This is a genomic window from Bradyrhizobium sp. STM 3562 (genome assembly GCF_045571435.1).
Classification (GTDB): Bacteria; Pseudomonadota; Alphaproteobacteria; order Rhizobiales; family Xanthobacteraceae; genus Bradyrhizobium.
This window is the reverse complement of the sequence record NZ_CP120694.1, coordinates 4354522-4379480: the sequence shown is the minus strand read 5'-3', so window position 1 is coordinate 4379480 and position 24959 is coordinate 4354522. Positions and strand designations below refer to the sequence as shown.

Below are 24959 nucleotides of genomic sequence, written 5' to 3'. Positions count from 1 at the left end.
TCAGAATCAGGGCGCGCTCTCGAACAGGCGCTTGCTTAAGATCGCGTGTACGCCCCAATTGCCGTCCACCACCTGCGTAACGCCGAAGTCGACGGCGGCAGACATCAGCGCAATCGCCTCGTCCTCGCTGAGCCCTTTGATGTTCATGAGAAAGCGGCGCATCTTGCGGAACGCGTCCTTCATGGCGAGGTCGAGCGAGGACGTCGCGTAAACCTCGCTCTGCCCCTGCGCGCCGAACTCGGCGAGATAATTGGGATGGCTGAAACCGGTCAGCACCCAATCCGTTTCGGTCTCGATCAGGGGATAGCTGAGATCGGCAAACGGCTGCCCCGCGAGCGTGCCCTTCTTATGCAGGATCACCTGGAAGGTACCGGTCATCGAACACTCGATCGCCGTGCCGCTCAATTCGCCGTCGCCCTGCGCGGCATGGGGATCTCCGACCGACAACAGGGCGCCGGGCACGGCGACCGGCAGATAGACGGTCGCGCCCTTGCCGAGCCGCCAATTGTCGAGATTGCCGCCGAAATAGGACGGCGGAATGGAATCGACGAAATCGACCTCGCGCGGCGCCACCGCGATCACGCCGAAATGCGGCCGCAGCGGAATGCGGATGCCGTCGAGCACGGCATGGCGGCGTTTGACCGTGCCGGGCGCGACGGGAATACCCGGATAGTCGTAAGTGCGATGGATGACGCCGAATGGATCGGTCTGCGGCTCCCAGCGATAGGAATAAAGCGCTCGCGCATGCGGCGCCTCGTCCCAGCCAAAGATTTCGTAGATCGTCACTGCCTCGCGTGGCTTCGGAGCAGCCAGAAACTCGTTGTAATGATAGCCCCACCAGGCCGCGACGCTGCTGCCGAACACCCTGCCCTTAAAGCGCGGATTCCGACTCGGCCGCGGCACGATATCGAGGATGCGAACCTCAAGCACGTCCCCGGGCTGCGCGTCCTTGACCGCGACCGGACCGGTGCAGATGTGCACCCCAAATCCCTCGCCGGCGCCGCGGCCGAACACGGAGGCGTCGATCGGGCCGGCGCCGCGCCGATCCACATTCTTTCTGTCAGCCGTCCAGCCGAACACGCTTTCGGCACCCGCATCGCCCGCGATCATCAATTCGGGATCATCGGACGCATGCTGCGTCAGGGTTTCGATGGTGATGGTGTTGCCGGATGCAATCTCGGCCTGTGCCGGCAAAGAGCGGCTGAAATAACCCCAATGGACCCGCGCAGCTTCGACCGCGATGTGATGATGCGATGGATCCGCGGTGCTCACCTGCTCGATCGGCTGGGACGGTGCGGCGCAGCTCCGTTTGACGTCCGCCGAGTGATGCGCCCGCATCTGGGCAAGTGCGTCCTGCGGCCATCCGCGCTGTTCTCTTGCCGCGGCGGATGAGGTTGCGCGTTCCGCCTCCTGCTGGCGGAATTCGCGCGGCGACAATCCAAAGCGCTGGCGAAAGGTTCGGCTGAAATGCGCGGAGTCACTGAAGCCGTAGCGGAACGCGATTTCCGAAATGGATCGATGCGCCTCGGCCGGGTTGGACAGATCGGCCCAGGCCCGCTGCAGGCGCCGCTCCCGGACATAGTGCGTAAAGTTGTCGCCGACGCCTTCGAACAGCTTCTGCAAATAGCGCTCGGAAATGCCCTCGGCCTGCGCGGCGCGCGAGGGCGACAGTTCGGAGTCGTCCAGCCTACGCTCGATGGTCTGGCAGATGCGATGCAGGATCGCCGCCTGCGTTGCGCTATGGCCGGCATCATGCGTCGTCGCAGGTAGCCGGCGTACGAGGGTGAGGAGGAGATCGACCAAGCTTTGGGCGACCGCGGCCCATTCGAGATCGCTGAGATCTTCGAGCGTTCGCGCGGTTGCCTCCAGCATTCGCGAGAACACGTTGGCAAAGCCGCCGGGCGCCATGACCCGCGGCTCGCCAAATCCGGACCTGCCGGCGATGCGGCCATGCAGCGCCGCCGCGGTCACCGACAGCACGATCGCGCGCATGTCGCGTTGGAAAACGACCCGCCAATCGCCGCTCCTTGGCAGGAGCAAGAGGTGGCCGACGGGGATGATTCGATGCGCGCCGCCGCTCCGCAGCACGACGCCGTCCTCCAGCGCCATGAGCACGATCGGCAACTCTTCGCTCGCCTGCACGTCAGGCGACACCGCCTGCGCTCCCGCCGCCAGCCGGGTCAAGGCCACGCCCGGGGCATTTCGGTGCGAAGCCGTCGCATGACCGTCATAGAAGGCGCTTGGCGTTGCCGGCTTCAGGCCGACCGCGCTCAGGACGTCCCGCCAGGCCTCTGGGCGGTCGTTCTGCGCATAGGATTCACTTGTGAACGGACGAAAGCTCATGCGTCGACCCAGCACGGGTTGCAAGCAACCCCCGTGCCAGGGATGCAAAGCCGATCGCCGAGAAGCCGACGGCAAAAACGTCGCCCGTTTCGACGAACTGGCGAAAGCCACTTTTGATCAAGGCATTAGTCGCACCGGAACACGTTCTTGCGGATCGTCCCATGAACGCCCCAATTGGCATCGACCACCTGCGTCACACCGAAATCCGCAGCCACCGACATCAGCGAGATCGCCTCATCTTCGCTCAGCCCGTGCACGGTCATGAGAAAGCGGCGCAGCTTGCGAAACGCATCCCGCATGGCGCGATCGAGGCTCGAATGGTTCGCGATTTCGGTCTGCGCTGCCGCCCCCAGTTCGGCGAGGTAGTTCGGATAGGTGAAACCGTAGACTGACCAGGCCTGATCGGTCTCCAGCATCGGATGGGCGAGGCCCTCCAGCACCGTGCCGGCGAGATCGTTCTCCTTGTGCAGGATGAATTCGAAATCGCCGGTGAGCGAGGTCTCGATCGCGGTACCGCCGAGTTCGCTGTCGCCCTGCGCGGCATGCGGATCACCCACCGAGAAGAACGCGCCCGGCACGGCAACGGGATAGTACATCCGCGCCCCCTTCCCGATCCGCCAGTCGTCGATATTGCCGCCGGTGTAGCTCGGCGGAATGGAGCTGACGAAATCGGCCTCGGACGGTGCAAGCCCCATGGTGCCGAAATGCAGCCGCGCCGGCACCTTGACGCTGCGCAAGATGTTCTCCCGCTTGCGGATGCTGCCGTGATCCACCCGCACGCCTGGATAATCGATGGTGGGATGCAGGATGCCGTCGGGATCGGTCTGCGGCGTCCAGACATAATTGTACACCGCGCGCGCGAACGGCTCGCCCGAGGTGTCGAGCTCGAAGATGGTGACGACCTCGCGCGGCTTCGGCTCCTCGATCAAATCGTGGTAGTGAAAGCCCCAATTCGCGGCGACGTTGGAGCCGAAACATTTGCCGGCATGGCAGGCGCTGCAGCTCGGCCGCGGACGCACGTCGAGCACGCGGACCTCCAGGATATCGCCCGGCTCGGCATTTTCGACTGCCACCGGCCCGGTCAGAAGATGCACGCCAAGCCCCTCGCCCGATCCGCGCACGAACGGGCCTTGCGTCGGGCCGGACCCACGCCGCGCCACGGCCTTGTGCTCGCGCGTCCAGTGAAACACGCTCTCTGCGCCGGGATCGCCTGCGATCATGCGCTCATAATCGTCATTGGCATGATGGGTCAGCGTCTCGATCGTGGCGCGGTCGCCCGAACGCAGCGTCAGCGCGGGGGCAACCTTCTTGCTGAAATAGCCCCAGTGAACGGTCGCCGGCGACACCGGCAGGGTAAAGTGTCTCATGTCATGGCCTCTTTCGGCTTGCGCGATCGGACGGTTCTCAAGCGGTTCATCGCCATCGGACCAACTCCGGCGCGCCTTTCGCCCTGTCCGCGTCCATGACGTTGAGAAAGCGCGCGGTCAGCGGATGGCGCGGATTGGTGAGCACTTCATGCGCCGGTCCTTCCTCAAGGATCGCTCCGGCGTTGAGGAAGGCCACGCGGTCAGCCACCTCGTCGGCGAAGCGAATCTGGTGCGTGGAGATGATCATGGTCAGCCCGTCGTCGACGGCGAGCCGGCGGATCACCTCCAGCACCTCGTTGACGAGTTCCGGATCGAGCGCCGAGGTCGGCTCGTCCAGCAGCAGCACGCTTGGATTTGGCGCGAGCGCACGCGCTATTGCCACGCGTTGCTGCTGGCCGCCGGACAGATGCCGCGGCAGCGCGTCCGCACGATGACTCAAGCCCACGCGCTCCAGGAGCTCGCGCGCGCGGCGATCGGCATCGGTCCGGCTCATGCCGTGCACCCAGCGCAGCGGGCCGGCGATGTTCTCCTTGGCCGAGAGATGGCTAAACAGGTTGAATTGCTGAAACACCATGCCGACGCCGACACTCGCCCGCTCGTTGGCGATGTCGCGCGGCGACAGCCGTTTGCCATCATCGCGAAACCCGAGACGGCGGCCGCCCACCCGCACGATGCCGGAATCCCAATTCTCCAGATGATTGATGCAGCGGAGCAGCGTGCTCTTGCCCGAACCACTCGCTCCTAACAGGGCGACGACCTCGCCCACCCTCACTGTCAGGTTCAGCGTTTCGAGCACGGTCTGCGGACCGTAGCTCTTGCGCAAATCCTTCACCTCCACGGCGATATTGTTGCGGGCAATGGTTGCGGCGCGCTTGGCGCGTTCCTCACGCGTGAGCAGGCGCGCGCGGGATGTGACGATGTCAGGCGCAGCCGTTTCTGTTGCGGCCGACAGCGCCGTCTTCTCGGCGAGCTGCAGTTTCGTGGTGAGATCGACGCGGCGCCAAGGCAGAGACAAGGGGAGATAGTCGGCGAGCCGGCGCTGCCGCGGCGCGCGATCGAGATCAAGCATCCATTCGATCGCGAGCTGGATGCCGCTGACGGCCCCGGTCAGCATGAGATAGAGCAGGCCCGAGGCGAAAAAGATCGAGAAGAAATCGAAAGTCGACGACGCCAATTGGGTGCTGCGCAACGTCAGCTCCTGCACGGCGATCACGGAGGCAAGCGAGGAATTTTTCAGCGCGCTGACGGATTCGTTGCCGAAGGCCGGGATCATGGTGCGGATCGCCTGGGGCGCGATCACCCGGCGCATCAGGACGGCTGGCGTCATGCCAAGCGCCTGGCCAGCCAAAAGCTGGCCGCGATCGACGCCGAGCACGCCGGCACGGAGCATCTCGGCGATGAAAGGCGCCTCGTTGCAGGCGAGCGCGAGCCCCGCCGCGATCACGGCCGGAAGCTTGATGCCGATATGAGGCAGCGCATCATAGGCAAACACCATCTGCAGGATCAGCGGTGTGCCGCGGAAGATCACGGTGTAGCCGCGCGCGAAGGTAGCCAGCAGCCAAAAGCGGCTGAGCTGCATCCATGCGAGGATCAGGCCGAGGAGCAGTCCGCCGGCGAGCCCGAGGGCGGTGACCTGCAAGGTCAGCTCGATGCCCTCGAGCAGATACGGCAGACTAAGATAGTGCAGGAACAGCGACATCAGTCGGCGGTGAGGATGTCGGGTTCCTTGAAGTTGTTCACGTCCAGCTCCCACTTCTTCAGGAGCTCCATGTGAATGCCCGCCTTCTGTACCTCGATCAGCGCGGCCAGCACGGCGTCGCGAAACTCGGGCTTGTCCTTCGGCACGGCGATGCCGACGGAGTAAGGAATAGTGACCGCGATCGCCTTCTCCAGCTTGTCCGGATTGGCTTTCACCGCCTGGTCCACCGTGTTGACGTCGTTGATGTAGGTGTCCGCGCGGCCGGCCAGGATCGCCTGGATGCAGTTGGCATTGTTGTCATAGAGCTGCAGCGTCGGCTCGGGCTTGCCCGCCGCCTTGCACTTGGGTCCCATCTCCTGCACCAGCGGCACCTCGACGAAGCCGGTGTTTTCAGCGGCAGCCGCGCCGCACAGCGTCAGGTCGATGCCGTGGATGCCCTTCGGGTTACCCTTGGCGACGAGAACGCCGTCGAAGACCTTCGAGTAGGTGATGAAGTCGGCCGCCTTGGCGCGCTCCTTGGTTGCGTAGATGTCGGAGATCACGATATCGGCCTGGCCGCTCGCCAGCGTCGTCAGCAGCGCCGCGAATACGACGGGCTTGTAGGTCAGCTTGAAGCCAAGGCAGTCGCCGATCGCTTCGCCGAGATCGATGTCGAAGCCGACATATTTGCTGGGGTCCTTGGGATCGATCGCCTCATAGCCGGGTGTATGCGGATTGATCGCATTGACCAGCGTCTTGCCCTTCCACTGCGGATATTTGGCTTGCACCGCCGCGCAGCCCGCCGGCGCGGCCTCGGCGTTCGCGTTCAGGAGAAATCCCGCGACGACGATCGCGCCCAATGCAAGAAGGCGCCGAGCGCGCCGTGGTTCGGTCATAAGCCCTTTCAGCATGTTGCCAGCTCCTTCGAGGTTGCCATGGCGCCTGCCATGTCCAGACATCGAAGAAACCTGGGCCAACGCTTTCGGAAAAACTTGTCCGAGGGCGCACAAAAAATTGGATCGGGCGCCTCCAAGATTTGGGCAGCCGGCTGCCCAAAAATTGTGTCGTGGGACGAGAGCGCGGCCACCTGCAACCGGTGTTTGAACCTTTCCCGCCGTTCGCCGGACCTAACTGAGAAGAAGCGAAAGCTCTTGGAGGCTGTCATGAACCATTGGCGCGACACCATGGTCGACCGGCCGGAGCCGGATGGCGGAGCCTATGTGACCGGTTGGACGATCAGCGGAATCGCCGTGATTGCCACGATCGTAGCCGTCTGGGTGCTCGGGATTTAGCGAGTTTCCAAGCTCTCGGGAGCCTCGGAGGACGCCTTAACTCCAAAACGTAACGTGGTGGTTTATCTGCGGTTGTCCGCAGCATTTGCACAAGGCCAGATTCGAGAAAATTCCGTTTGGTCACAACGACTTGCTGCGCGGAAATTCACAGGGCGGGATAAGTCCGTCCACAGCCCCAATTCAACGCGGCGGATATCGCCTCATCGATGGAAAACGGCGCGCCAGGCTGCCGATTCGGAGGAAATTTTTCCGTGCAAATGTGGATTTTCTCACACTGGGGGGCGCACGCATCCACTAGGGTCCGGCCGAAATCGGCAAGAGCTTGCTAACCATGCTGGCCCAAGCGCCGGCATCGTTAGAATTTGAGCGATCCGCTCAACTGCGAAACAAGCGAGTTTTGCGACGTTGTTGCGCCGCCTCAAAGGGAAGAGCGCAATGAGTGAAGCTGAGTTCGAACGAATGCTGGATGTGGTCCGAATGGCGATTGCGCCGGCCCAAGGGGAGGAAACAATGCTGGCTCAGCTACCGCTCCTTCGCGTGCCGCCGAAGGCGGCCAACGACAACGACACGACCTGGCCGCTGATCCCGTTCCCTGAAGGCTGGTACGCCGCCAGCTAGGCCCGGGCCACTGCCCTGCCCCGACCTCTCAAAAACTCGGCGCAAGATGTTGATTTGGGCGAGGAAGCCCGAAACCTGCCAATAATCTGGCAAGGGCGGTTGCCTAGGCCCTTGATCGCCTGTATCTAACCCGCGCAATGGGGCCACGTGGCGGAGTGGTTACGCAGCGGTCTGCAAAACCGTTTACACCAGTTCAATTCTGGTCGTGGCCTCCATCAATCAATGCGACCCGTTAATGCGATCCGGCGCGCGAGCCTGAGTTCCCGCCCCCGTGGCGACTTTCGCTAGGCCCGCTTCCGCCGGCGGAAATCGCAGCTCCTTCGCGGCTTCGGCCGCGGCGCAAGTTCGGGATCTGTGCGCTGGACCTCACGAAAGCGCATCAGCATCCGCCCGAAAGCGGCGTTCAACGTCGTTTCGATGTCCGGCCTTTTTTCCAGCGCCGCGATCAGCAGGGCCGCCGCCTCGAGCGTCGACAGCCCGTCGCGGCGAGGTTCGCGGCGCAGTTCGCCGTAGGCCGATGGCCGCTTCGGCCCAAGGATCACGCGCTGGCATTTCAGCATCCACGGATTTCGCCACCACAGCGCCTTGGCCTGGCTCCAGGTGCCGTCGAGCAGCACCACGCCCTCGATTCGCTCCAGGATCGTCCGCTGGTTCTCGGCGAGTTCGCCTTTGCGATCGAGCGCGACGATCTCCTTGCCCGGATCGAGCGCCGCCGCCTTCGCCGAGCCGAGATACAGCACCGCCCAGCGCGAGGGATCGGCGACCGGCCGCCCCAACGCCTTGGCAAGGCTCGGCCAGGACAGCCCGATCTTGACGACCGCGTCGGTAAAATGCAGCGCCGTCAACCTCGCGGTCCCGAGGGCCCGGTCCTGCTCCTGCGGATGCTGCAGGATCAGGAGCGATATCCGGTTCTTTATCGGCGTGATGCTGTCGCAGACGCAGAGCGGCAGCGGCTTCTGGCAGCGCTCGCACTCCGCCACATGCGCCGCTCCGGCGGGGCTCTCGCTCAAATCTGACATGGGCCCGGCTATACGCCCCACCCTCTCCTCCTTCAACAAGCGCTCCGCGCAACCGCCGAACAGCCTTGGCTCGTCATGGAACCGACGCTAATAGTGGTTCCGCGCTGACCGCCCGCGGGGGGCGCGCTCTGGTCCAGCGAGCGTGGAGGCTTGCCCGCCGGTAGACACGTGCGTTCGGACACAGGGCCACATGAGTGGTGGATCTGCATGTCTGACGTCATTTCCGTAACCCCTGACAATCTGGATGCGAAGCTTTCCGACCTGCCGCGCCTGGTGCGGCTGGCACTCGGATTTGGTTCACGGCTCAGGCGCGGCACCCTCGACGTCACCCTGCCCGATGGTCGCGTGGTCCGGCTTGGGGGTGTCGAGCCCGGCCCGGCGGCGAAGATGACCGTCCGCGATTACGGTTTTGCGGCACGGCTTCTCAAGGGCGGCGACATCGGCATCGCCGAGGCCTATCTAAGCGGCGAATGGGATACACCGGACCTGACGCAGTTTCTCTACGTCTTCTGCGTCAACCACGACCTGATCCAGGCGATGCTCGCCAACAAGCCGCTGATGCGGCTCGTGCAGATGGTGCGGCACTGGTTCAACCGCAACACCAGGCGGCAGGCGCGGCGCAACATCTATGCGCATTACGACATTGGCAACGCGTTCTATTCGGCCTGGCTCGATCCCAGCATGACCTATTCGTCGGCACTGTTCGAGGACCATACCGCCGACCTCGCGGCGGCGCAGAAGAACAAATATCGCAGGCTTGCCGAAGCCATCGACCTGAGGCCTGGCCAGAAGCTGCTCGAAATCGGTTGCGGATGGGGCGGCTTTGCCGAATACGTCGCCAAGAGCTTTGGCGCGAAGGTCGTCGGGCTCACCATCAGCAAGGAGCAGCGCGATTTTGCGCAAAAGCGCATCCACGAAGCGGGACTTGCCGAGAAGGTCGAGATCAGGCTGCAGGACTACCGCGACGAGCGCGACCAATATGACCGGATCGCCTCGATCGAGATGATCGAGGCCGTCGGCGAGCAATTCTGGCCGAAATATTTCTCCCAGCTCCGCGACCGCCTTCTGCCCGGCGGGCTGGCCGGCATTCAGGCTATCACGATTCAAGACAGCATGTTTCAGAGCTATCGGCGCGAGGTCGACTTCATCCAGCGCTACGTGTTTCCGGGCGGCATGCTGCCTTCGCCACAGGTCCTGAAATCGCTGGGCGAGCGGTTCGGCATTCCTGTCATCCGCGAACGCATTTTCGGGCAAGATTATGCCAAGACACTCGCGGCCTGGCGAGACAACTTCCGCAGCGCCTGGCCGAGCCTGAGACCGCTTGGCTTCGACGATCGGTTCCGGCGGTTGTGGGAGTATTATCTGGCCTACTGCGAGGCCGGATTCCTTTCCGGCAACATCGACGTCCGGCAGGTGGTTTTCGCAAAGCAGCGATAAATCCGCTGGCTTGCGCCACCGCATCGCCCTATTACCTTTGCTGGACTCGAGGAAACGGCCGGCATTGCAAAGATATGATTTTCAACAACGACGTCGTCCAAGCCATCGGCAACACCCCGCTCATCAAGCTCAAGCGAGCCTCTGAAGAGACAGGCTGCACGATTCTCGGCAAGGCCGAGTTCATGAATCCCGGCCAGTCCGTCAAGGATCGCGCCGGCAAATGGATGATCCTCGAAGCGGAGAAACGCGGCGAGCTCAAGCCGGGTGGCCTCGTGGTGGAATCAACCGCGGGCAACACGGGCATTGGTCTTGCCGTGGTGGCGAGCGCGAGGGGCTATCGGACGCTGATCGTGATCCCGCAAACCCAGAGCCAGGAAAAGAAGGACATGCTGCGGCTGTGCGGCGCCGAGCTCGTCGAGGTGCCGATGCTGCCCTACGCCAACCCCAACAATTACCAGCATGTCGGGCGGCGGCTCGCGGAACGTCTGCGACAGTCCGAGCCGAACGGCGTGCTGTTCGCCGACCAGTGGAACAATCTCGACAACGCCAAGGCCCATTACGAATCGACCGGTCCGGAGATCTGGCAGCAGACCGACGGCAAGGTCGATGGCTTCATCTGCTCGGTCGGCACCGGCGGCACGCTCGCCGGCATCAGCCGCTATCTGAAAGAGAAGAACAAGGAGGTCGTGACCGCCTGTGCCGACCCGCATGGCTTTGCGATGTATGAACTGTTCAAGCACGGCGAGGTCAAATCGACACCAGGAGATTCGATCACGGAAGGTATCGGGCTTGGCCGCGTCACACCGATCATCGAGACGGCGAGGGTCGACGATGCCTTCTTGGTATCGGACGAGGAAGCCGTGACCGTGATCTATGACCTGCTCGAGCACGAGGGCCTCTGCCTCGGCGGCTCGACCGGCATCAACGTCGCCGGCGCCATCCGCCTTGCGCGGCAGCTCGGCCCGGGCCACACGATCGTTACCATCCTCGCCGATTCCGGAAACCGCTATCAGTCAAAGCTGTTCAACCCGGACTTCATGCGGTCGAAGAACCTCCCCGTGCCGGAATGGTTGGAGCGGCGGACCAAGATCGACGTGCCGTTTGTGTAGCGTGCCGCCCGGCCGTTATTCGGGGGCGATGCGAAGCATCGAACCCGGGATCTCGGGATTCCCCGATGCGCAATTGCGCATCTGAGGTCTGGTGCTACTAGCGCACCATCCCGGAATGACGGGAAACAGCTAATGTCGCAAAATCTGGCTCAAGAACAGCTTTGAGCGCGCATGCTGCGGATGGGCGAAGAAGTTCGCCGGCGTGTTGGACTCGATGATCTGGCCGGCGTCCATGAACACCACGCGGTTCGCCACCTCCCGCGCAAATCCCATTTCGTGGGTCACGACCAGCATCGTCATGCCTTCCCTGGCGAGGTCGACCATGGTGTCGAGCACTTCCTTGACCATTTCCGGATCGAGCGCCGAGGTCGGCTCGTCGAACAGCATCACCTTCGGGCTCATGGTGAGCGCGCGCGCGATCGCGACCCGCTGCTGCTGGCCGCCGGACATCTGGCCCGGATATTTATGAGCCTGGTGCGGGATCTTGACCCGCTCCAGATATTTCATCGCGGTCAGTTCCGCATCCTTCTGCGGAATGTTGCGCACCCAGATCGGCGCCAGCGTGCAGTTCTCCAGCACTGTCAGATGCGGAAACAGGTTGAAGCTCTGGAACACCATGCCGACCTCGCGCCGCACCTCGTCGACGCGGCGCAGGTTCGGCCCCAGTTCGATGCCGTCGACGACGATCTCGCCTTCCTGGAACTCCTCCAGCGCGTTGATGCAGCGGATCAGCGTCGACTTGCCGGACCCCGAAGGGCCGCAGATCACGATGCGCTCGCCTCTGCCGACCTCCAGATTGACATCGCGCAGCACGTGAAAATCACCGTACCACTTGTTGAGGCCTTTGATGCTGACGATCGGGTTCTCGGTCATGATGATCTCGGTTCAGCTCCGCCGGTGAGGATTGAGGCGGTTCTCGACGAACAATGAGTAGCGTGACATTCCGAAGCAGAAAGCGAAATAGATCATTCCGGTAAAGGCGAAGCCGGTGAACGCGGTCGTCGGCGTCGCCCAGTTCGGATCGGAGAACGAGGCGCGCAGCGATCCCAACAGGTCGAACAGGGCCACGATCGACACCAGCGAGGTGTCCTTGAACAGCGCGATGAAGCTGTTGACCAGACCCGGGATGACGTGGCGCAACGCCTGCGGCATCACCACCAGCGCCGTCATCTTCCACCAGGAGAGCCCCAGCGCACTCGCCGCCTCGGTTTGTCCGCGCGGGATCGCCTGCAGCCCGCCGCGGATCACCTCGGCCTGATAGGCGCCGGAGAACAGGGCAACGCCGATCAGGGCGCGTACCAGGCCGTCCACGGTGAAATTGCCCGGCAGGAACAGTGGCAGCATATAGGTGGCGAAGAACAGCACCGTGATCAGCGGCACACCACGCCAGAACTCGATGAAGGCGATCGAAAAGATCCGGATCAACGGGATGGTCGAGCGTCGGCCCAAGGCCAGCGCGACGCCGATCGGCATCGAGGTGACGATACCTGTCACCGACACCACCAACGTCACCAGGAGGCCGCCCCATAACCTCGTATCGACGATGGGCAGGCCGCCGCGGTCGAGCCCCATGACGGCGATCACGATGGCGATGCCTGCAAAGCTTGCGAGGCTCGTGGCCAGCGTCCGCCAACCGGCGCGCATGCCGCCGCCCAGCCAAAACAACAATCCCGAGACGATGATCGCGGTCAACGCCAAATCAACCCAGACCGGCCGGCCGGCGGCCTGGATCTGGTCGCGCAGCCAAACCAGCGGCAGAAGGATCAGCGACAGCGTCACGCCGATGACGACGACGAGCTGCCCGCACAGCCAGAGCACGGGTCCGATGACCGGTATCGCCCCTCCCGCCCGCACGAGCGCATCGCCCGCGCTTTTGATGCTGTCGGCGAAGGCGGACAGCAGGGCGGTGGTCCAGCTCACGCCAAAGCCATTCAACCCGCCGCCATGCAGCAGGAAGAAGGCGACCACGGGAAACGCGAGAAAGAACAGGCCGGCATTGATGCCTTTCCCGGGCAGGCGCGGAACGAGCAACGGCAGCAGTAGAACTGCGCCCAGCGCAAAGGTCAGATTGACCCGCCAGCGTTCGGGCGTCGGATAGAAGCCGTAGATGAACTGATCGAGCTTGGCGCCGATATAGGGCCAGCAGGCGCCGACGGCGTGGCCGGCATTCTGCTCCAGGCAGGCATTGCGGTCGGTGCCCTGCCAGACTGCATCGACCAGCATGAATCTGATGGCCGGGATGACCGTGTACCAGAGCAGGAGAATGCCGAGAATTGTGAGTAGGACGTTGGTCGGCGAGTTCAACAGCCGGGTGCGCAAGAATCCGACAAGGCCCGTGGTCTTGACCGGCGCGGGCCGCTCGGCGACCAGCGCCCCGCGAACAAAGGATGAAGCAGTCATATCGGTCATTGCCCGAGGCTCCGGCTCAGCCGCCATCCGTACAGGCTCATGATCGCGCTGGTCACCAGTGAGATCAACAGGTAGACGCCCATGGTGATGGCGATGATCTCGATCGCCTGGCCGGTCTGGCTCAGCGTCGTACCGGCAAAGACGGAGACGAGATCCGGATAACCGATCGCCACCGCCAGCGACGAGTTCTTGGTGAGGTTCAGATATTGGTTGGTGAGCGGCGGCAGGATGACGCGCAGCGCCTGCGGCACCACGATCAGCCGCAGCGTCGCGCCGCGGCTCAAGCCCAGCGAGGCGCCCGCCTCCATCTGGCCCTTGTGCACCGACAGGATGCCGGCGCGCACGACCTCGGCGATGAACGCGGCAGTATAAGTCGACAGCGCGACCGTGAGCGCCACGAACTCCGGAATGACGCGCGTCCCGCCGGCAAAATTGAAGCCCTTGAGGACAGGCACCTCGAAACCGAACGGTCCGCCGAAGATAAGCCAGCTTGCCAGCGGCAGCCCGACGAGGAGACCGAGCACGTAGGGCCAGATGTGGATCGCCCTTCCCTTCTGGAACAATTGCCGACGCGCATAGTAACGTAGCGCCAGCGCGGCAATGATCGCGACGAGGAGCGCGATCAGGAAGGCATCAAGCCCTGGTTCGGCGAGAGGTCTTGGAATCACCAGACCGCGATTTGAGAGAAAGAAGCTGTTGAACAGCGAGATGCTCTGCCGTGGGCCGGGCAGCGCGGCCAGCACGGCCAGGTACCAGAACAGGATCTGGAACAGAAGCGGCAGGTTGCGCACCAGCTCGACGTAGGCGCCGGCCACGCGCGACACCAGCCAGTTCGGCGACAGCCGCCCGAGGCCCACGATGAATCCGATCACGGTGGCGAAGAAAATGCCGATCACCGAGACCAGCAGCGTGTTGAGCAGTCCGACGAAAAACACGCGCGTATAGGTGTCGGATCCTGAATAGGGAATCAGCGTCTGGCTGACGTCGAAGCCCGCGGTATTCCGCAGGAAGCCGAAGCCCGAGGTGATCCGCTGCGTCTCCAGGTTAGCGCGGGCATTGGCGACGATCTCGTAGCCGATCCAGGCCAGCGCGATCACGAAGACGATCTGCAACGCAAAGCCGCCCCAGCCGGCGCGGCCGCCAAGGGCCCGCTTCAGCCGGAGCGCATATTGCGGCGGTGGTGACCGGACGTCGTCGATACTCATCGCCGCAGCCGTTCGCGTCGAGGAGATCAGCGGATCGGCGGAGCGTACTGGATGCCGCCCTTGTTCCAGAGCTGGTTCAGACCTCGCGCGATCTGCAGCTTGGAGCCGGCGCCGACATTGCGGTCGAAGGACTCGCCATAGTTACCGACCGCCTTGATGATCCGGGAGAACCAATCCTTGGTGAGGCCGAGCTGTTCGCCGAGATTGCCGTCGGTGCCGAAGGCGCGCTTCAGGTCCGGCTTATCCGACTTCGCCATTTCGTCCACGTTCTTCTGGGTCACGCCGAGCTCTTCGGCATCGATCATCGCAAACAGCGTCCACTTGACGATATCGAACCACTGGTCGTCGCCATGGCGCACCATCGGGCCGAGCGGCTCCTTGGAGATCACTTCGGGAAGCACGACGTGATCGGCGGGATTGGCGAGCTTGAGGCGCTCGGCGTAGAGCTGGGAGACGTCGGAGGTGAAGACGTCGCAGCGACCGGATTCATACGCCTTGACGGTCTCGTCGGCGCTCTGGAACGCGATCACCTCGTATTTCATGTTGTTGCCTTTGAAGTAATCGGCGAGATTCTGCTCGGTCGTGGTGCCGGTCTGCACGCACACGGACGCGCTGTTCAGCTCGAGCGCCGAGTTCACCTTCAGCGATTTCTTCACCAGGAAGCCCTGGCCGTCATAATAGGTCACGCCGGTGAAGTTGGCGCCCAGCGAGGTGTCGCGCGACAGCGTCCAGGTGGTGTTGCGCGACAGCACGTCGATTTCGCCCGACTGCAGCGCCGTGAAACGGTCCTTGGCCGAGAGCGGCACGAATTTGACCTTGGTCGGATCATCGAAGATCGCCGCCGCAATCGCGCGGCAGACATCGACATCCAGCCCGGTCCAGTTGCCCTTGTCGTCCGGCGAGGAAAAGCCCGGCAGACCCTGGCTCACGCCGCAGGATAGCATGCCCCGGTCCTTGACCGTCTTGAGCGTTTCCGCGCCGGCAGCCTGGGCGGAGAACACGGCGGCGAGGGCAAAAGTGAACAACAAGGGTACGCGTTTCATGGCAAAGGGCCTTTTCAAGGGGTCGTCCTCATGGGCGTTCGCTTTTCAACGCATAACGTCATTGGGCCAACCCGGCGATCCCTGCCGCAAACGCTAACCCGAACACGGTTAACGCGCAGACCGGCCAAGCGATGGATCGGAGGTCGCGGCAAGCCCCTCAACGTGCGGCGACTGAATAGCTCCCCTGCATCACAGAACGACTGGCGCGCCGGGTCAAGGGGTTGACGCACCTCTTCTTTGTCCTGTTACTAACAATTCCGCCCCAACGGATCGAACTGATGCCGCGAGCGGCGACAAAACTTAAGGTAGCGGCTGACAGATGGGTTCTTCGAGTGGATTACCGAGCGGGCAGCAAGCCGAGACCACACTGGTGACCGCCGGCCGCGACACCAAGGCGCAGAAGGGCTTCGTCAATCCGCCGGTGGTGCACGGCTCGACCGTGCTCTATCCGACGGCGGAGGATCTGCACGCCCATCGCGGAGAGTTCCAATACGGCCGCCATGGCACGCCGACGACGAAAGCGCTGCAGGAAACGCTGATGGCGCTGGAAGGGCCACAATGCGCGGGTGTTGGCCTGGCGCCCTCCGGGCTCGCGGCAATCTCGACCGCTCTGCTCGCGGTGTTGAAAACCGGTGACCACCTGCTCGTCTGCGACAATGCCTACCGGCCGACCCGCAATTTCTGCAACGGCATGCTCGCCCGCTATGGCATTGAGACCACCTATTTCGATCCCTTGATCGGCGGGGCGATCGAAAAGTTATTCAAGCCCAACACCAGGGCGGTCCTGGTCGAGGCGCCCGGCTCGCAATCTTTCGAGATGCCGGACATCCTGGCCATCGCGGCCGTGGCGCATGAACGCGGTGCGCTCGTCATCGACGACAACACCTGGGCGACCCCACTGTATCACCGCTCCCTGGAGCAAGGCGTCGATATCAGCATCCAGGCGGCCACCAAATATATCGGCGGCCATTCCGACATCATGTTTGGCACCATCTCGGCCAATGCCAAGACTTGGCCGAGGGTCAGCGAGGCCATCCGCCTGCTCGGCGTTTGCGCCGGGCCCGACGATGTGTTCCTGGCGCTGCGTGGATTGCGGACGCTCGCGGTGCGGCTCGCGCAGCATCATCGTGCAGGTCTTGAGATGGCGCGCTGGCTTGCGAACCGGCCCGAGGTCATCAGGGTCTTGCATCCGGCGCTGGAGAGCGATCCCGGTCATGCGATCTGGAAGCGGGATTTTACCGGCGCATCCGGATTGTTCAGCATCGTGCTGCAAGCAAAGCCGCAAGCCGCGGTCGACGCCATGCTCAACAGCCTGAAACTGTTCGGCATGGGCTATTCCTGGGGCGGCTTTGAGAGCCTCGCGATTCCCTTCGACTGCACCGAGTATCGAACCGCAACACGATGGGCGCCCGGGGGACCGACGCTGCGGCTGCACATCGGGCTGGAGAATGTTGAAGATCTCAAGGCAGATCTCGACCGCGGTTTTGCGGTGTTCAACGCAGCTTAGATGCGCAGCGACGGCCGTCTCCGATCAGGAACGCCAAGGCGGCGGAGACGTTAACGCAGCGTTTGACCGACGGCGTTTTCAGGAAAACCATTGATCGCTCGCCATTTGGCGATAGCCTGATGTTTCCGAGCAATGCTGGGATCGAGAGCCGATGGGAAGCATGGTCCTGCTCGACCTGATGGGCGGCGTGGCGCTGCTGCTGTGGGGACTTCACATGGTCCACAGCGGGATTGTCCGTGCCTTCGGATCTGACCTGCGGCGCTTTCTCGGGACAGCGCTGCGTAACCGATTTCTGGCCTTTCTAGCCGGCCTCGCCGTCACGGCGCTCCTGCAAAGCAGCACCGCGACCGGCCTGATGACCTCCTCATTCGTCACCGGCGGCGCGGTCGATCTTGCTCCCGCGCTGGCCATCATGCTGGGAGCGAACGTTGGCACGACGCTCATCGTTCAAGCTCTATCATTCAATGTCACGGCGGTGGCACCATTGCTGTTTGTGGTCGGCGTGATCGCATTCAAGCGAGGCGGCCAGACCCGCACGCGCGATCTCGGCCGGGTCGCCATCGGCGTAGGGCTAATGCTGTTGTCGTTGCATATCCTGCTCGATACGCTTGCGCCGGCCGAGGATGCGCCCGTGGTTCGCACGCTTCTCGCCGCGATCACCGGCGACTCTATGCTGTGCGTCCTGATGGCCGCAGTGCTGACCTGGATCGCCCATTCGAGCGTCACGGTCGTGTTGCTGATCATGTCGCTGGCCTATTCGGGCTTCATTACGCCCGTGGCGGCGCTGGCCTTGACGCTCGGTGCAAACCTCGGAAGTGCCATCAACCCGGTTATCGAAGGCAGCAACAGCAGCAACCCGGCCAGCCGCCGGCTGCCGTTGGGCAACCTTCTCAACCGCTTGGTCGGCTGTGCCCTGGTGTTGCCGTTCCTGCATCCGATCGCCGAGGTGCTCGGCCGGCTCGAGCCCAATCCCTCGCGCATGACCGCGGACTTCCACACCGCGTTCAATCTGGCGCTGGCGATCCTCTTCATTCTTCCGCTTGGCTGGTTGGCTTCGCTGCTGACGAAATTCCTGCCCGAACGTGCGAAACCCAACAATCCCGCCTCACCGCTCTATCTTGACGAGGCAGCGCTCGGTACACCGTCGGTCGCGCTCGCCTGCGCGGAGCGCGAGGTTCTTCATCTGGGTGACATCGTCGAGACCATGCTGCGTCAGGCCATGACGGCGCTGATGACCGACGATCGCCGCCTTGTCGCCGAGGTCAGCCGGATGGACAACACGGTCGACAAGCTCGACGAGGCGGTCAAGCTCTACGTGACGCAGCTCACACGAGAGAGTCTGGACGAACGCGACGGTCACCGTGCAATGGAGATCATCGCCTTCTCCATCAACCTCGAGCACATCGGCGACATCATAGACAAGAATCTGATGGAGCTCGCCCAGAAGAAGATCAAGCGGAAGCTCGCCTTCTCAAAACAGGGCGCTGCGGAGCTGGAGGCCTTCCACCAGGAAGTGATGAGTAACCTCAAGCTCGCGTTCAGTGTCTTCATGTCCGGTGATGTGAAGATCGCCCGGCAGCTCATTGCGGAGAAGGCGACTTTGCGCACGGCAGAATTGGCCGCCGCCGAGAGCCATTTGGAGCGACTGCGTGAGCGTCGCCCCGAGAGCATCGAGTCGAGTTCGTTGCATCTCGACGTGCTGCGTGACCTGAAGCGTATCCACTCGCACATCTGCTCGGTCGCTTATCCGGTGCTGGAGCGAGCGGGCGCGCTACGGCCAAGCCGTCTGAGGGTCGTCGAGCCTGATGAAGGCGCAACCGACGACAAGGACGCTGCCTCCGCAGGTTGACGAGCAGGAAGCGGCCGAAGGGGAAGAGACCGTTCGCCCGAGGCCGAAATCACGCCTTCGACGACTGCCGGCCGGTCAGGATAATGAAATAGAGGTTACGTATATAGACGAGCAGTCCGAGCGCCTGGCCAGCGATGAAGACGGGATCGCGACGGTAGAGTGCATAGACCAACAGCAGGACGCCGCCGCCAATCGAGAAGAACCAGAATGCGACCGGAATCACACTGGCGCGCGCGCGTTCCGAGGCGATCCACTGCACCACGAAGCGCATGGTGAAGAACGCCTGCGCCACAAAGCCCAGCACGACCCAGGCGTCGAATTTGATGACAAAGACATCGTGCAGGTAGTTGATCAGGGCGGTCATGTCGACGTTACCTCGGTCACCACAGGAGTCGGCTTCTTGCGCCGGATCAGCCACCATACGCCCAAGAGATCCATGATCCCGATCCAGAGCCGGTCGAAGAAGCCATAGTTCGACACGCCCGACCGGCGGGGCCGATCGATCACGTCCACATAGGCGATGTCATAGCCCTCACGCCGCACCAGCGCAGGGAGAAATCGGTGCAGCCCGTCGAAATAGGGCATCATCAAGAACACCTCGCGTCGGAATGCCTTGAGCCCGCAGCCGGTGTCACGCGTGCCGTCATGCAGGATGGCGCTGCGGATGGCGTTGGCCGCGCGCGATTGAAACCTCTTGAAGCCCGTGTCCTTGCGCCCCACCCGCTGGCCCGCGGCAAGCCCGACCCGCATCCCGCCCCTTTCGACCGCCCGGATCAAGTCCGGCAGGAATGCCGGATTGTTCTGGCCGTCGCCGTCCAGCGTCGCCACGATGGTGCCGCGCGCGGCCCGCACGCCGCTGCGCACAGCCGCGGACTGGCCTGACGAGACCGCATGCTTGAGCTGCCGCAGGTTCGGCCACCGTTTCATGGCGACCGCCAGCCGCTCAGCCGTCGCATCCGTCGAGCCATCGTTCACGTAGATGATCTCATAGGCCCAGCGGCCATCGAGCGCCGCCGAGATTTCCTCGATCAGCGGAACGATGTTTTCGGCCTCATTACGGACGGGAACGACGATGGAAACCGCCAAGGCACCGTCAGAAACCGGTTTGTCGGAAGAAGGCAAATCGACGCTCGTCAGATGAGATGGTCAGCCGCACAAAAGCGCAGGGTTCCGGGACACTGCTGCGCCCGCTTCTTATGGGGCTGAAGCGGCGCGGGCAACCCTTTTAGAACGTGACCCGGAGAACTCCGGGAGCCCTTCCCCAAACGGATCAAGTCCGGGCAAAAGGCCTAAATCGGGACAATTTTGCCGTCGGAACGAATGGCGAAGCCGAGACGACGCGCGGCAAACCAGTAGCGCACGGCCATGGCGCCGGCGATTCCGACGATGGCACCGCCAACCACATCGCTCGGATGGTGGGCGAGCAGCACCAGACGGGTCCCGGCAATGACAACGGCGTAAGCGAACATCACAGCGCGAGCCCGCGGCCAGACCGCGCCGATCGCAAAGGCCAGGGCGAAGGCAGTCACCGCATGTGAGGATGGAAGGCTGAAGTAGGCCTCGGTTCCGGCAAAGGGCATGAAATTGAAGGCATTCGCCTTCCCGCCCACGAAAGGTCGGCCGCGACCGATCGCGTATTTGAGAATCTCGGACAGCAGATCCGAACATGCTACTGCCAACAGCACATACTGCACCCGTGTGCCCAGGCGCAAAACCCTGGCGCGTGAGGCGCCATGCAAGGCGGGCGTGAGCAATGCGATCACCGCAAGCGCGGCCAGCAAGGCCCACAGCACATAGATGTCCTTGCCGAAGTCGGTGAGAATTCGCACTGGCCAAAGCGATGGCGTTCCGCGCGGCGGCATCAATGTGATCTCCGTCGCATCAAAGGAGATCATGAGGACAACGACGAGCGCGCCGCCGATTGCCGTGAGCAGCAGGAGCTGACGCCCAAGATGCCGCGCGGCCGCGCCTCGCCGCGCATGCGAGGGCGCACGCACGAGCTGCGCAACCGACGAACGCGAGAGCGCAAAGAGTTGCACGAAATAGTTCTGGGATTCACCGCCGAGCACCGAGATGGACATCACTCCGTGCCTTCGGAGCGGAAGATTGCGATCGAAACTGACCTGCCTTGCGAGATGTTATAGCCCTCGATCCGGTTCGCCACGTTGTAGCGCAGCCCGATTGCCTCGGCCCGCTGCGCAAAACTGCGCTCCGAACGCGCTTCCACCAGCGCGAAGCGGCAGCTCCCCTGGTTCAGGAAATCCGCCGCGCCCGACCCATCGGTCAGCAGCGTGGAGGTGCCGGTCATGAACACGAGGCTCGGCTCGTGGAAGCCCGCTGAGGCGGCCTTCGGTCCGACGCAACGAACGTTGCGCAACGCGCGCGCGATCTCGGCGCTCGGAAACAGCGGTGTCAAGGACGGCAGCACCACGCCGTAGATGGCAAAGGCCAGAAACAGCGCCGCAACCACCGCATTCAGCAGCGAGCGCTCGGCCCGGCTATCCTCGTAAAGCCACCAGGCGAACAGACCGAAGATCAATGCCGCCGCCACGAATGGCCAGGCCAGGAATGCCGGCTGCCGGGTTAGCGCAATCGCCCCGATCACCGCGATCAACGATGCCAGCGCCGGAATCGCGAACCACCAGGCCGATCCTCGCATCAGCCAGGACCGCGAGAGCACGCGCCGCTCAACCGCGCCGGCGGTCAGGATCGCGATGGCCGGGTAAAGCGGCAGCACATAATGCGGCAGCTTGGTCAGCACCGCCTCGAACACGATCCAGGATGGCACCAGCCACGCCAGGAGGTACTGCGCGCCAGGCTCGCGCCGCGCCCGCCAGACCGCGGGCGCGGCCATCGCGGCGAGCGGTGCGCCTGGCCAGAACGTCACCCAGAACAGCAGCAGATAGAGCCCCGGCGGCATGCCGTGGGATTCCTGCGCGCCGAGCTTGCTCAACATGTCGCCGCCGACGGACTCGGCGAAGAACGCATCGCCCGCGCGCCAGAAGATCGCAACGAACCAGGGCAGCACGAGCACCAGCGTCCACATCAGGCCCCAGACGGGGCGCAGCAGCCGCAGCCAGGCGATGCTGCGATCGAGCAACGCCAGCGTGACGATGGTCAGGCCTGCGAACAACAGGATCAGCGGACCCTTGATCAGGATGCCACCAGCCAGCGCGGTCCAGAAAATCGCGGGCCAACTCCAGGGCGGATGCGCGGGATCCTCGCCGCGCTGCCAGCACAGATAGGCCCGCGCCATGGCGCCCATCGCCGCAACGACCGTGAGCAGCAGCATCGCATCCGTCTTGGCAAGCCGCGCTTCGACCCCGAGCAGGACCGAACCGCACATCAGGAGCGCCGCGAGCACGGCCCCGCGTCGCGTCACGAAGGCGAGCGCCGTCCAGTAAGTCAGCAGCACGGCGCCGATCGCTCCGATCAGCGACGGAATCCGATAGACCCAGATGCGCAACTCCGCACGCGGCAGGCCAAGGGCGGAGGCGGTCTGGACGGCGGCCGCCTGCATCCAGTAGATGCCAACCGGCTTCTTGTAGCGCACGTCTTCCTGGAAGCGGATGTCGACGAAATCGCCGGTTTCGACCATCTGCTTGGTCGCTTGCGCAAAGCGCGCCTCGTCGCGATCGACCGGCGGGATGTTGAAAAACCCCGGCAGGAAGAACAACAGCCCGCAAAGCAGCAGAAAAGCCACCGCGCGCGTGTGGCTGCCGGTGACGAAATCGATCATGCGGACGAGCCGGCCCCCTGGATTGACCAGGTTTTTGGGCTCACGCGAGGCGCCAAATCGAGGGCGGGCATAAGTGTCGGCCATGGGGGTTCCGCATACGCCGAAACCGCTATCCCCACAACCGCTTAAGGCGGACCTATTGGATTCTCACGACGACTGTGTCGGCCGCGCCAGTCGCGTCGATCACGGTGAGACGCGCAAATCCCGGTCCCGGCGGATCGATCAGGCGCTGCCTGCGGCCGTCGATCTCGCCGGCGGCCCTGCCGTTCACCAGCATGGTGATCGGCAGCACGCCGCCGGAAACCCTCACCGGCATCGCGGCGGCCTCCGGGCCGTCCGCACGGTCCACATCGATCCGGGAACCGTCCAACGGGAACTGGATATGCAGCGGCTGCCCGCCGCCGGCGCGCACCAGTTCCCCGAGGGGGCGGAACCGCCGCAACGGCAGCGGCAATTTGGTATTGCTCGCGACCAGAGCACCCTTCGGCGGCTTCGGCAACGGGGTTGGCAGCTTTCCGCTGCGCGCGAAAGCGTCGAACAGGATCGGCGCGGCCGCATTGCGCCCGATGAGGCCGGGGACCGGGGCGCCGTCGGGGCGGCCGACCCAGACGCCGATCGTCATGCGGCCGTCGAATCCGATCGACCAGGCATCGCGATAGCCGTAGCTGGTTCCAGTCTTGAACGCGATGCGGTTATGCGGCGCATTTTCCGGTGGCGGCGTGCCCAACAGAATGTTGCCGACCTCCCAGGCGGCCACGCGATCCATCAGCCGCAGCGGCTCGCGAGCATCGTCCTTGACGCCGATGATCTCGCGGAGCGGCCTTGTGGTTCCAAGCCGCGGCAGCCCCGCATAAAGCAGAGCAAGATCCTGCAAGGTGACGCCGACGCCACCCAGTCCCATCGCGAGCCCCGGTGCCTCGTCCTTCGGCAACACCAGATTGCCGCCGGCCTGCCGCAAGCGCGCGGACAGCCGGCTCGCGCCGACGCGGTCGAGCAGCGCAATCGCCGGCACGTTCAGCGACAGTTGCAGCGCTTTGCGCACGGGTACCGTGCCCTGGTAGGTCAGGTCGAAATTCTCCGGCGCATAGGAGCCGAAGCGGATCGGACGGTCGTCGATCAGGCTCTCCGGATGAACGAAACCGTCCTCGAAAGCGAGGCCATAGATGAAGGGCTTGAGCGTCGAGCCGGGCGAGCGCACCGCGCGCGTCATGTCGACCTGCCCTGCCCGCCTATCGTCGAAATAATCCGCCGAGCCGACACGGGCGAGCACATCGCCGCTCTCGTTATCGACCGCGATGATAGCCACCGAAATGTTCGGCCCCAGCGCGGCGGCGCGGTCGCGCGCGAGCGGCTCGAGCATCCTTTGCAAGTTGTAGTCCAGCGTCAGCTTGATGACCGGCGCATCCTTCATGATCGCGACCGCCTGATCGGCGGAATGCGGCGCCAGGATCGGCATCGGCTTGCGCAGCTTCGGCACCGGCACCGCCTTGGCCTGCGCCGCTTCGTCGCTGCTGATGCGATGCTCCTCGACCATGCGGTCGAGCACGCGATCACGTCCTTCGCGCGCTGCGTCCGGATAACGATCGAGCCGCCGCCGCTCCGGCGACTGCGGCAGCGCGACCAGCAATGCGGCCTCCGACAGCGACAGCCGTTTCGGCTCCTTGCCGAAATAGGCAATGGAAGCGGCGCGGATCCCTTCGAGATTGCCCCCATAGGGCGCGAGCGCGAGGTAGAGGTTCAGGATCTGGTCCTTGGTGAGCGCGTGCTCGAGCTCGATCGCGCGCACGATCTGGTGCAGCTTGGCATAAAGCGATCGCTCGCGCCGCGGCTCCATCAATCGCGCGAGCTGCATGGTGATGGTCGAGCCGCCCGAGACGATGTGACCGCGGGTCACAAGTTGAAACCCCGCGCGCGCCAGCGCCAGCGGATCGACGCCGTCGTGGCTGCGGAAACGCTGGTCTTCATACGCAAGCAGCAGGTTGAGATAGATCGGATCGACGTCCCTTTTCGCATCGACCGGCAGCCGCCAGCGTCCATCCGCCATCGCATAGGCGCGCAGGAGCTTGCCATTGCGATCGACGATGGTGGTGGAGACCTGGCGTGCCTTATCGAGCGGCAACGGGCCGAGCGAGACGACCCAGGCCGTGAAGACGCTGGCGATGCAAATCCCTGCTAAGGCGACCACAGCAACGCGGAGGACGCCTCGCCGCTTTCCACCGTCACGGCCTGGCGTGTCCCGGCCATCCAGGCCCTTGTCCTTGGCGCGCGAGCAAGATGTGAATGCCCGCGAGGAGCCCGGGCATGACGACGATTGTTGCGGAGGCATTTCGCTCATCTCACCACC

Annotated in this window: 20 protein-coding genes and 1 tRNA gene; 7 read left to right on the top strand and 14 right to left on the bottom strand. The window is 63.7% G+C overall.

The annotated features are described in order from the left end of the window. Positions 1 to 6: 6 nt before the first annotated feature. The 4 genes from P6U23_RS20270 to P6U23_RS20255 form a co-directional block, all read right to left on the bottom strand. On the bottom strand, positions 7 to 2343 hold the full coding sequence (locus P6U23_RS20270; RefSeq protein WP_407174278.1) for an acetamidase/formamidase family protein: 2337 nt from the start codon (positions 2341 to 2343) through the stop codon (positions 7 to 9). A gap of 125 nt (positions 2344 to 2468) precedes the next feature. Next, positions 2469 to 3710: an acetamidase/formamidase family protein gene (locus P6U23_RS20265; RefSeq protein WP_407174276.1), complete on the bottom strand. Its 1242-nt coding sequence runs from the start codon at positions 3708 to 3710 to the stop codon at positions 2469 to 2471. A 46-nt stretch (positions 3711 to 3756) separates the two neighbouring features. Further along, positions 3757 to 5409 carry an amino acid ABC transporter permease/ATP-binding protein gene (locus tag P6U23_RS20260; protein ID WP_407174275.1) on the bottom strand — a complete coding sequence of 551 codons (1653 nt, stop codon included), beginning with the start codon at positions 5407 to 5409 and terminating at the stop codon, positions 3757 to 3759. Next, positions 5409 to 6299 (bottom strand): ABC transporter substrate-binding protein, encoded by an 891-nt coding sequence (locus P6U23_RS20255; protein ID WP_407174273.1) that lies wholly within the window; start codon positions 6297 to 6299, stop codon positions 5409 to 5411. The genes P6U23_RS20260 and P6U23_RS20255 overlap by 1 nt, the downstream gene beginning before the upstream one ends. 252 nt (positions 6300 to 6551) lie before the next feature. On the opposite strand from P6U23_RS20255, the gene P6U23_RS20250 reads away from it, so the two are divergent. The 3 genes from P6U23_RS20250 to P6U23_RS20240 all read left to right on the top strand — a co-directional run bounded on the left by P6U23_RS20250 (position 6552) and on the right by P6U23_RS20240 (position 7513). Beyond that, positions 6552 to 6680, top strand: a complete 129-nt coding sequence (locus P6U23_RS20250) for a hypothetical protein (protein WP_407174271.1) — start codon at positions 6552 to 6554, stop codon at positions 6678 to 6680. A gap of 435 nt (positions 6681 to 7115) precedes the next feature. Continuing rightward, positions 7116 to 7298 carry a hypothetical protein gene (locus P6U23_RS20245; protein WP_407174269.1) on the top strand — a complete coding sequence of 61 codons (183 nt, stop codon included), beginning with the start codon at positions 7116 to 7118 and terminating at the stop codon, positions 7296 to 7298. A 141-nt stretch (positions 7299 to 7439) separates the two neighbouring features. Further along, positions 7440 to 7513 (top strand) — tRNA-Cys (locus P6U23_RS20240). Between the two features lie 69 nt (positions 7514 to 7582). Here P6U23_RS20240 and P6U23_RS20235 read toward each other — a convergent pair. Then, positions 7583 to 8317, bottom strand: a complete 735-nt coding sequence (locus tag P6U23_RS20235; protein WP_407174267.1) for a tRNA-uridine aminocarboxypropyltransferase — start codon at positions 8315 to 8317, stop codon at positions 7583 to 7585. 207 nt (positions 8318 to 8524) lie between these two features. Between P6U23_RS20235 and P6U23_RS20230 the strand changes: the two genes are divergently transcribed. Next, positions 8525 to 9754 (top strand): class I SAM-dependent methyltransferase, encoded by a 1230-nt coding sequence (locus P6U23_RS20230; RefSeq protein ID WP_407174265.1) that lies wholly within the window; start codon positions 8525 to 8527, stop codon positions 9752 to 9754. A 74-nt stretch (positions 9755 to 9828) separates the two neighbouring features. Then, positions 9829 to 10863: a cysteine synthase A gene (locus P6U23_RS20225; protein ID WP_407174264.1), complete on the top strand. Its 1035-nt coding sequence runs from the start codon at positions 9829 to 9831 to the stop codon at positions 10861 to 10863. Between the two features lie 129 nt (positions 10864 to 10992). On the opposite strand, the gene P6U23_RS20220 is transcribed toward P6U23_RS20225, so the two are convergent. Genes P6U23_RS20220 through P6U23_RS20205 form a run of 4 tightly spaced genes read right to left on the bottom strand, consistent with a single transcriptional unit; the run spans position 10993 to position 15520 of the window. Next, a complete protein-coding gene (locus tag P6U23_RS20220) occupies positions 10993 to 11736 on the bottom strand; it encodes an amino acid ABC transporter ATP-binding protein (protein ID WP_407174262.1) in 744 nt (247 codons plus the stop codon). A 12-nt stretch (positions 11737 to 11748) separates the two neighbouring features. Then, positions 11749 to 13272, bottom strand: a complete 1524-nt coding sequence (locus P6U23_RS20215; protein ID WP_407174260.1) for an amino acid ABC transporter permease — start codon at positions 13270 to 13272, stop codon at positions 11749 to 11751. Beyond that, entirely contained in the window at positions 13269 to 14477 is a 1209-nt protein-coding gene (locus tag P6U23_RS20210; protein WP_407174258.1) for an amino acid ABC transporter permease, read from the bottom strand. Before P6U23_RS20210 ends, P6U23_RS20215 begins: the two co-directional genes overlap by 4 nt. A 26-nt stretch (positions 14478 to 14503) precedes the next feature. Next, positions 14504 to 15520: an amino acid ABC transporter substrate-binding protein gene (locus P6U23_RS20205; protein WP_407174256.1), complete on the bottom strand. Its 1017-nt coding sequence runs from the start codon at positions 15518 to 15520 to the stop codon at positions 14504 to 14506. 319 nt (positions 15521 to 15839) lie between these two features. Here P6U23_RS20205 and metC point away from each other — a divergent pair, with 319 nt between their 5' ends. Together metC and P6U23_RS20195 are read left to right on the top strand one after the other, a co-directional pair. Continuing rightward, positions 15840 to 17027 (top strand): cystathionine beta-lyase, encoded by a 1188-nt coding sequence (gene metC, locus P6U23_RS20200; RefSeq protein ID WP_407174254.1) that lies wholly within the window; start codon positions 15840 to 15842, stop codon positions 17025 to 17027. 151 nt (positions 17028 to 17178) lie between these two features. Further along, positions 17179 to 18876, top strand: a complete 1698-nt coding sequence (locus tag P6U23_RS20195) for a Na/Pi cotransporter family protein (RefSeq protein WP_407174252.1) — start codon at positions 17179 to 17181, stop codon at positions 18874 to 18876. Positions 18877 to 18925: 49 nt separating this feature from the next. Here P6U23_RS20195 and P6U23_RS20190 read toward each other — a convergent pair whose 3' ends face one another. The 5 genes from P6U23_RS20190 to pbpC all read right to left on the bottom strand — a co-directional run bounded on the left by P6U23_RS20190 (position 18926) and on the right by pbpC (position 24950). Next, entirely contained in the window at positions 18926 to 19240 is a 315-nt protein-coding gene (locus P6U23_RS20190) for a lipid-A-disaccharide synthase N-terminal domain-containing protein (RefSeq protein WP_407174250.1), read from the bottom strand. Next, the gene (locus P6U23_RS20185; RefSeq protein WP_407174248.1) at positions 19237 to 19962 is read right to left on the bottom strand and encodes a glycosyltransferase family 2 protein; all 726 of its coding nucleotides are present in this window, start codon (positions 19960 to 19962) and stop codon (positions 19237 to 19239) included. Before P6U23_RS20185 ends, P6U23_RS20190 begins: the two co-directional genes overlap by 4 nt. Positions 19963 to 20165: 203 nt before the next feature. Then, the gene (locus tag P6U23_RS20180) at positions 20166 to 20957 is read right to left on the bottom strand and encodes a phosphatase PAP2 family protein (RefSeq protein WP_407181527.1); all 792 of its coding nucleotides are present in this window, start codon (positions 20955 to 20957) and stop codon (positions 20166 to 20168) included. Further along, complete coding sequence (locus P6U23_RS20175; protein WP_407174246.1) at positions 20957 to 22699, bottom strand: ArnT family glycosyltransferase; 1743 nt, start codon at positions 22697 to 22699, stop codon at positions 20957 to 20959. Before P6U23_RS20175 ends, P6U23_RS20180 begins: the two co-directional genes overlap by 1 nt. Positions 22700 to 22751: 52 nt before the next feature. Further along, positions 22752 to 24950, bottom strand: coding sequence for a penicillin-binding protein 1C (gene pbpC, locus P6U23_RS20170; protein WP_407174244.1), 2199 nt, complete (start codon positions 24948 to 24950; stop codon positions 22752 to 22754). Positions 24951 to 24959 lie beyond the last annotated feature (9 nt).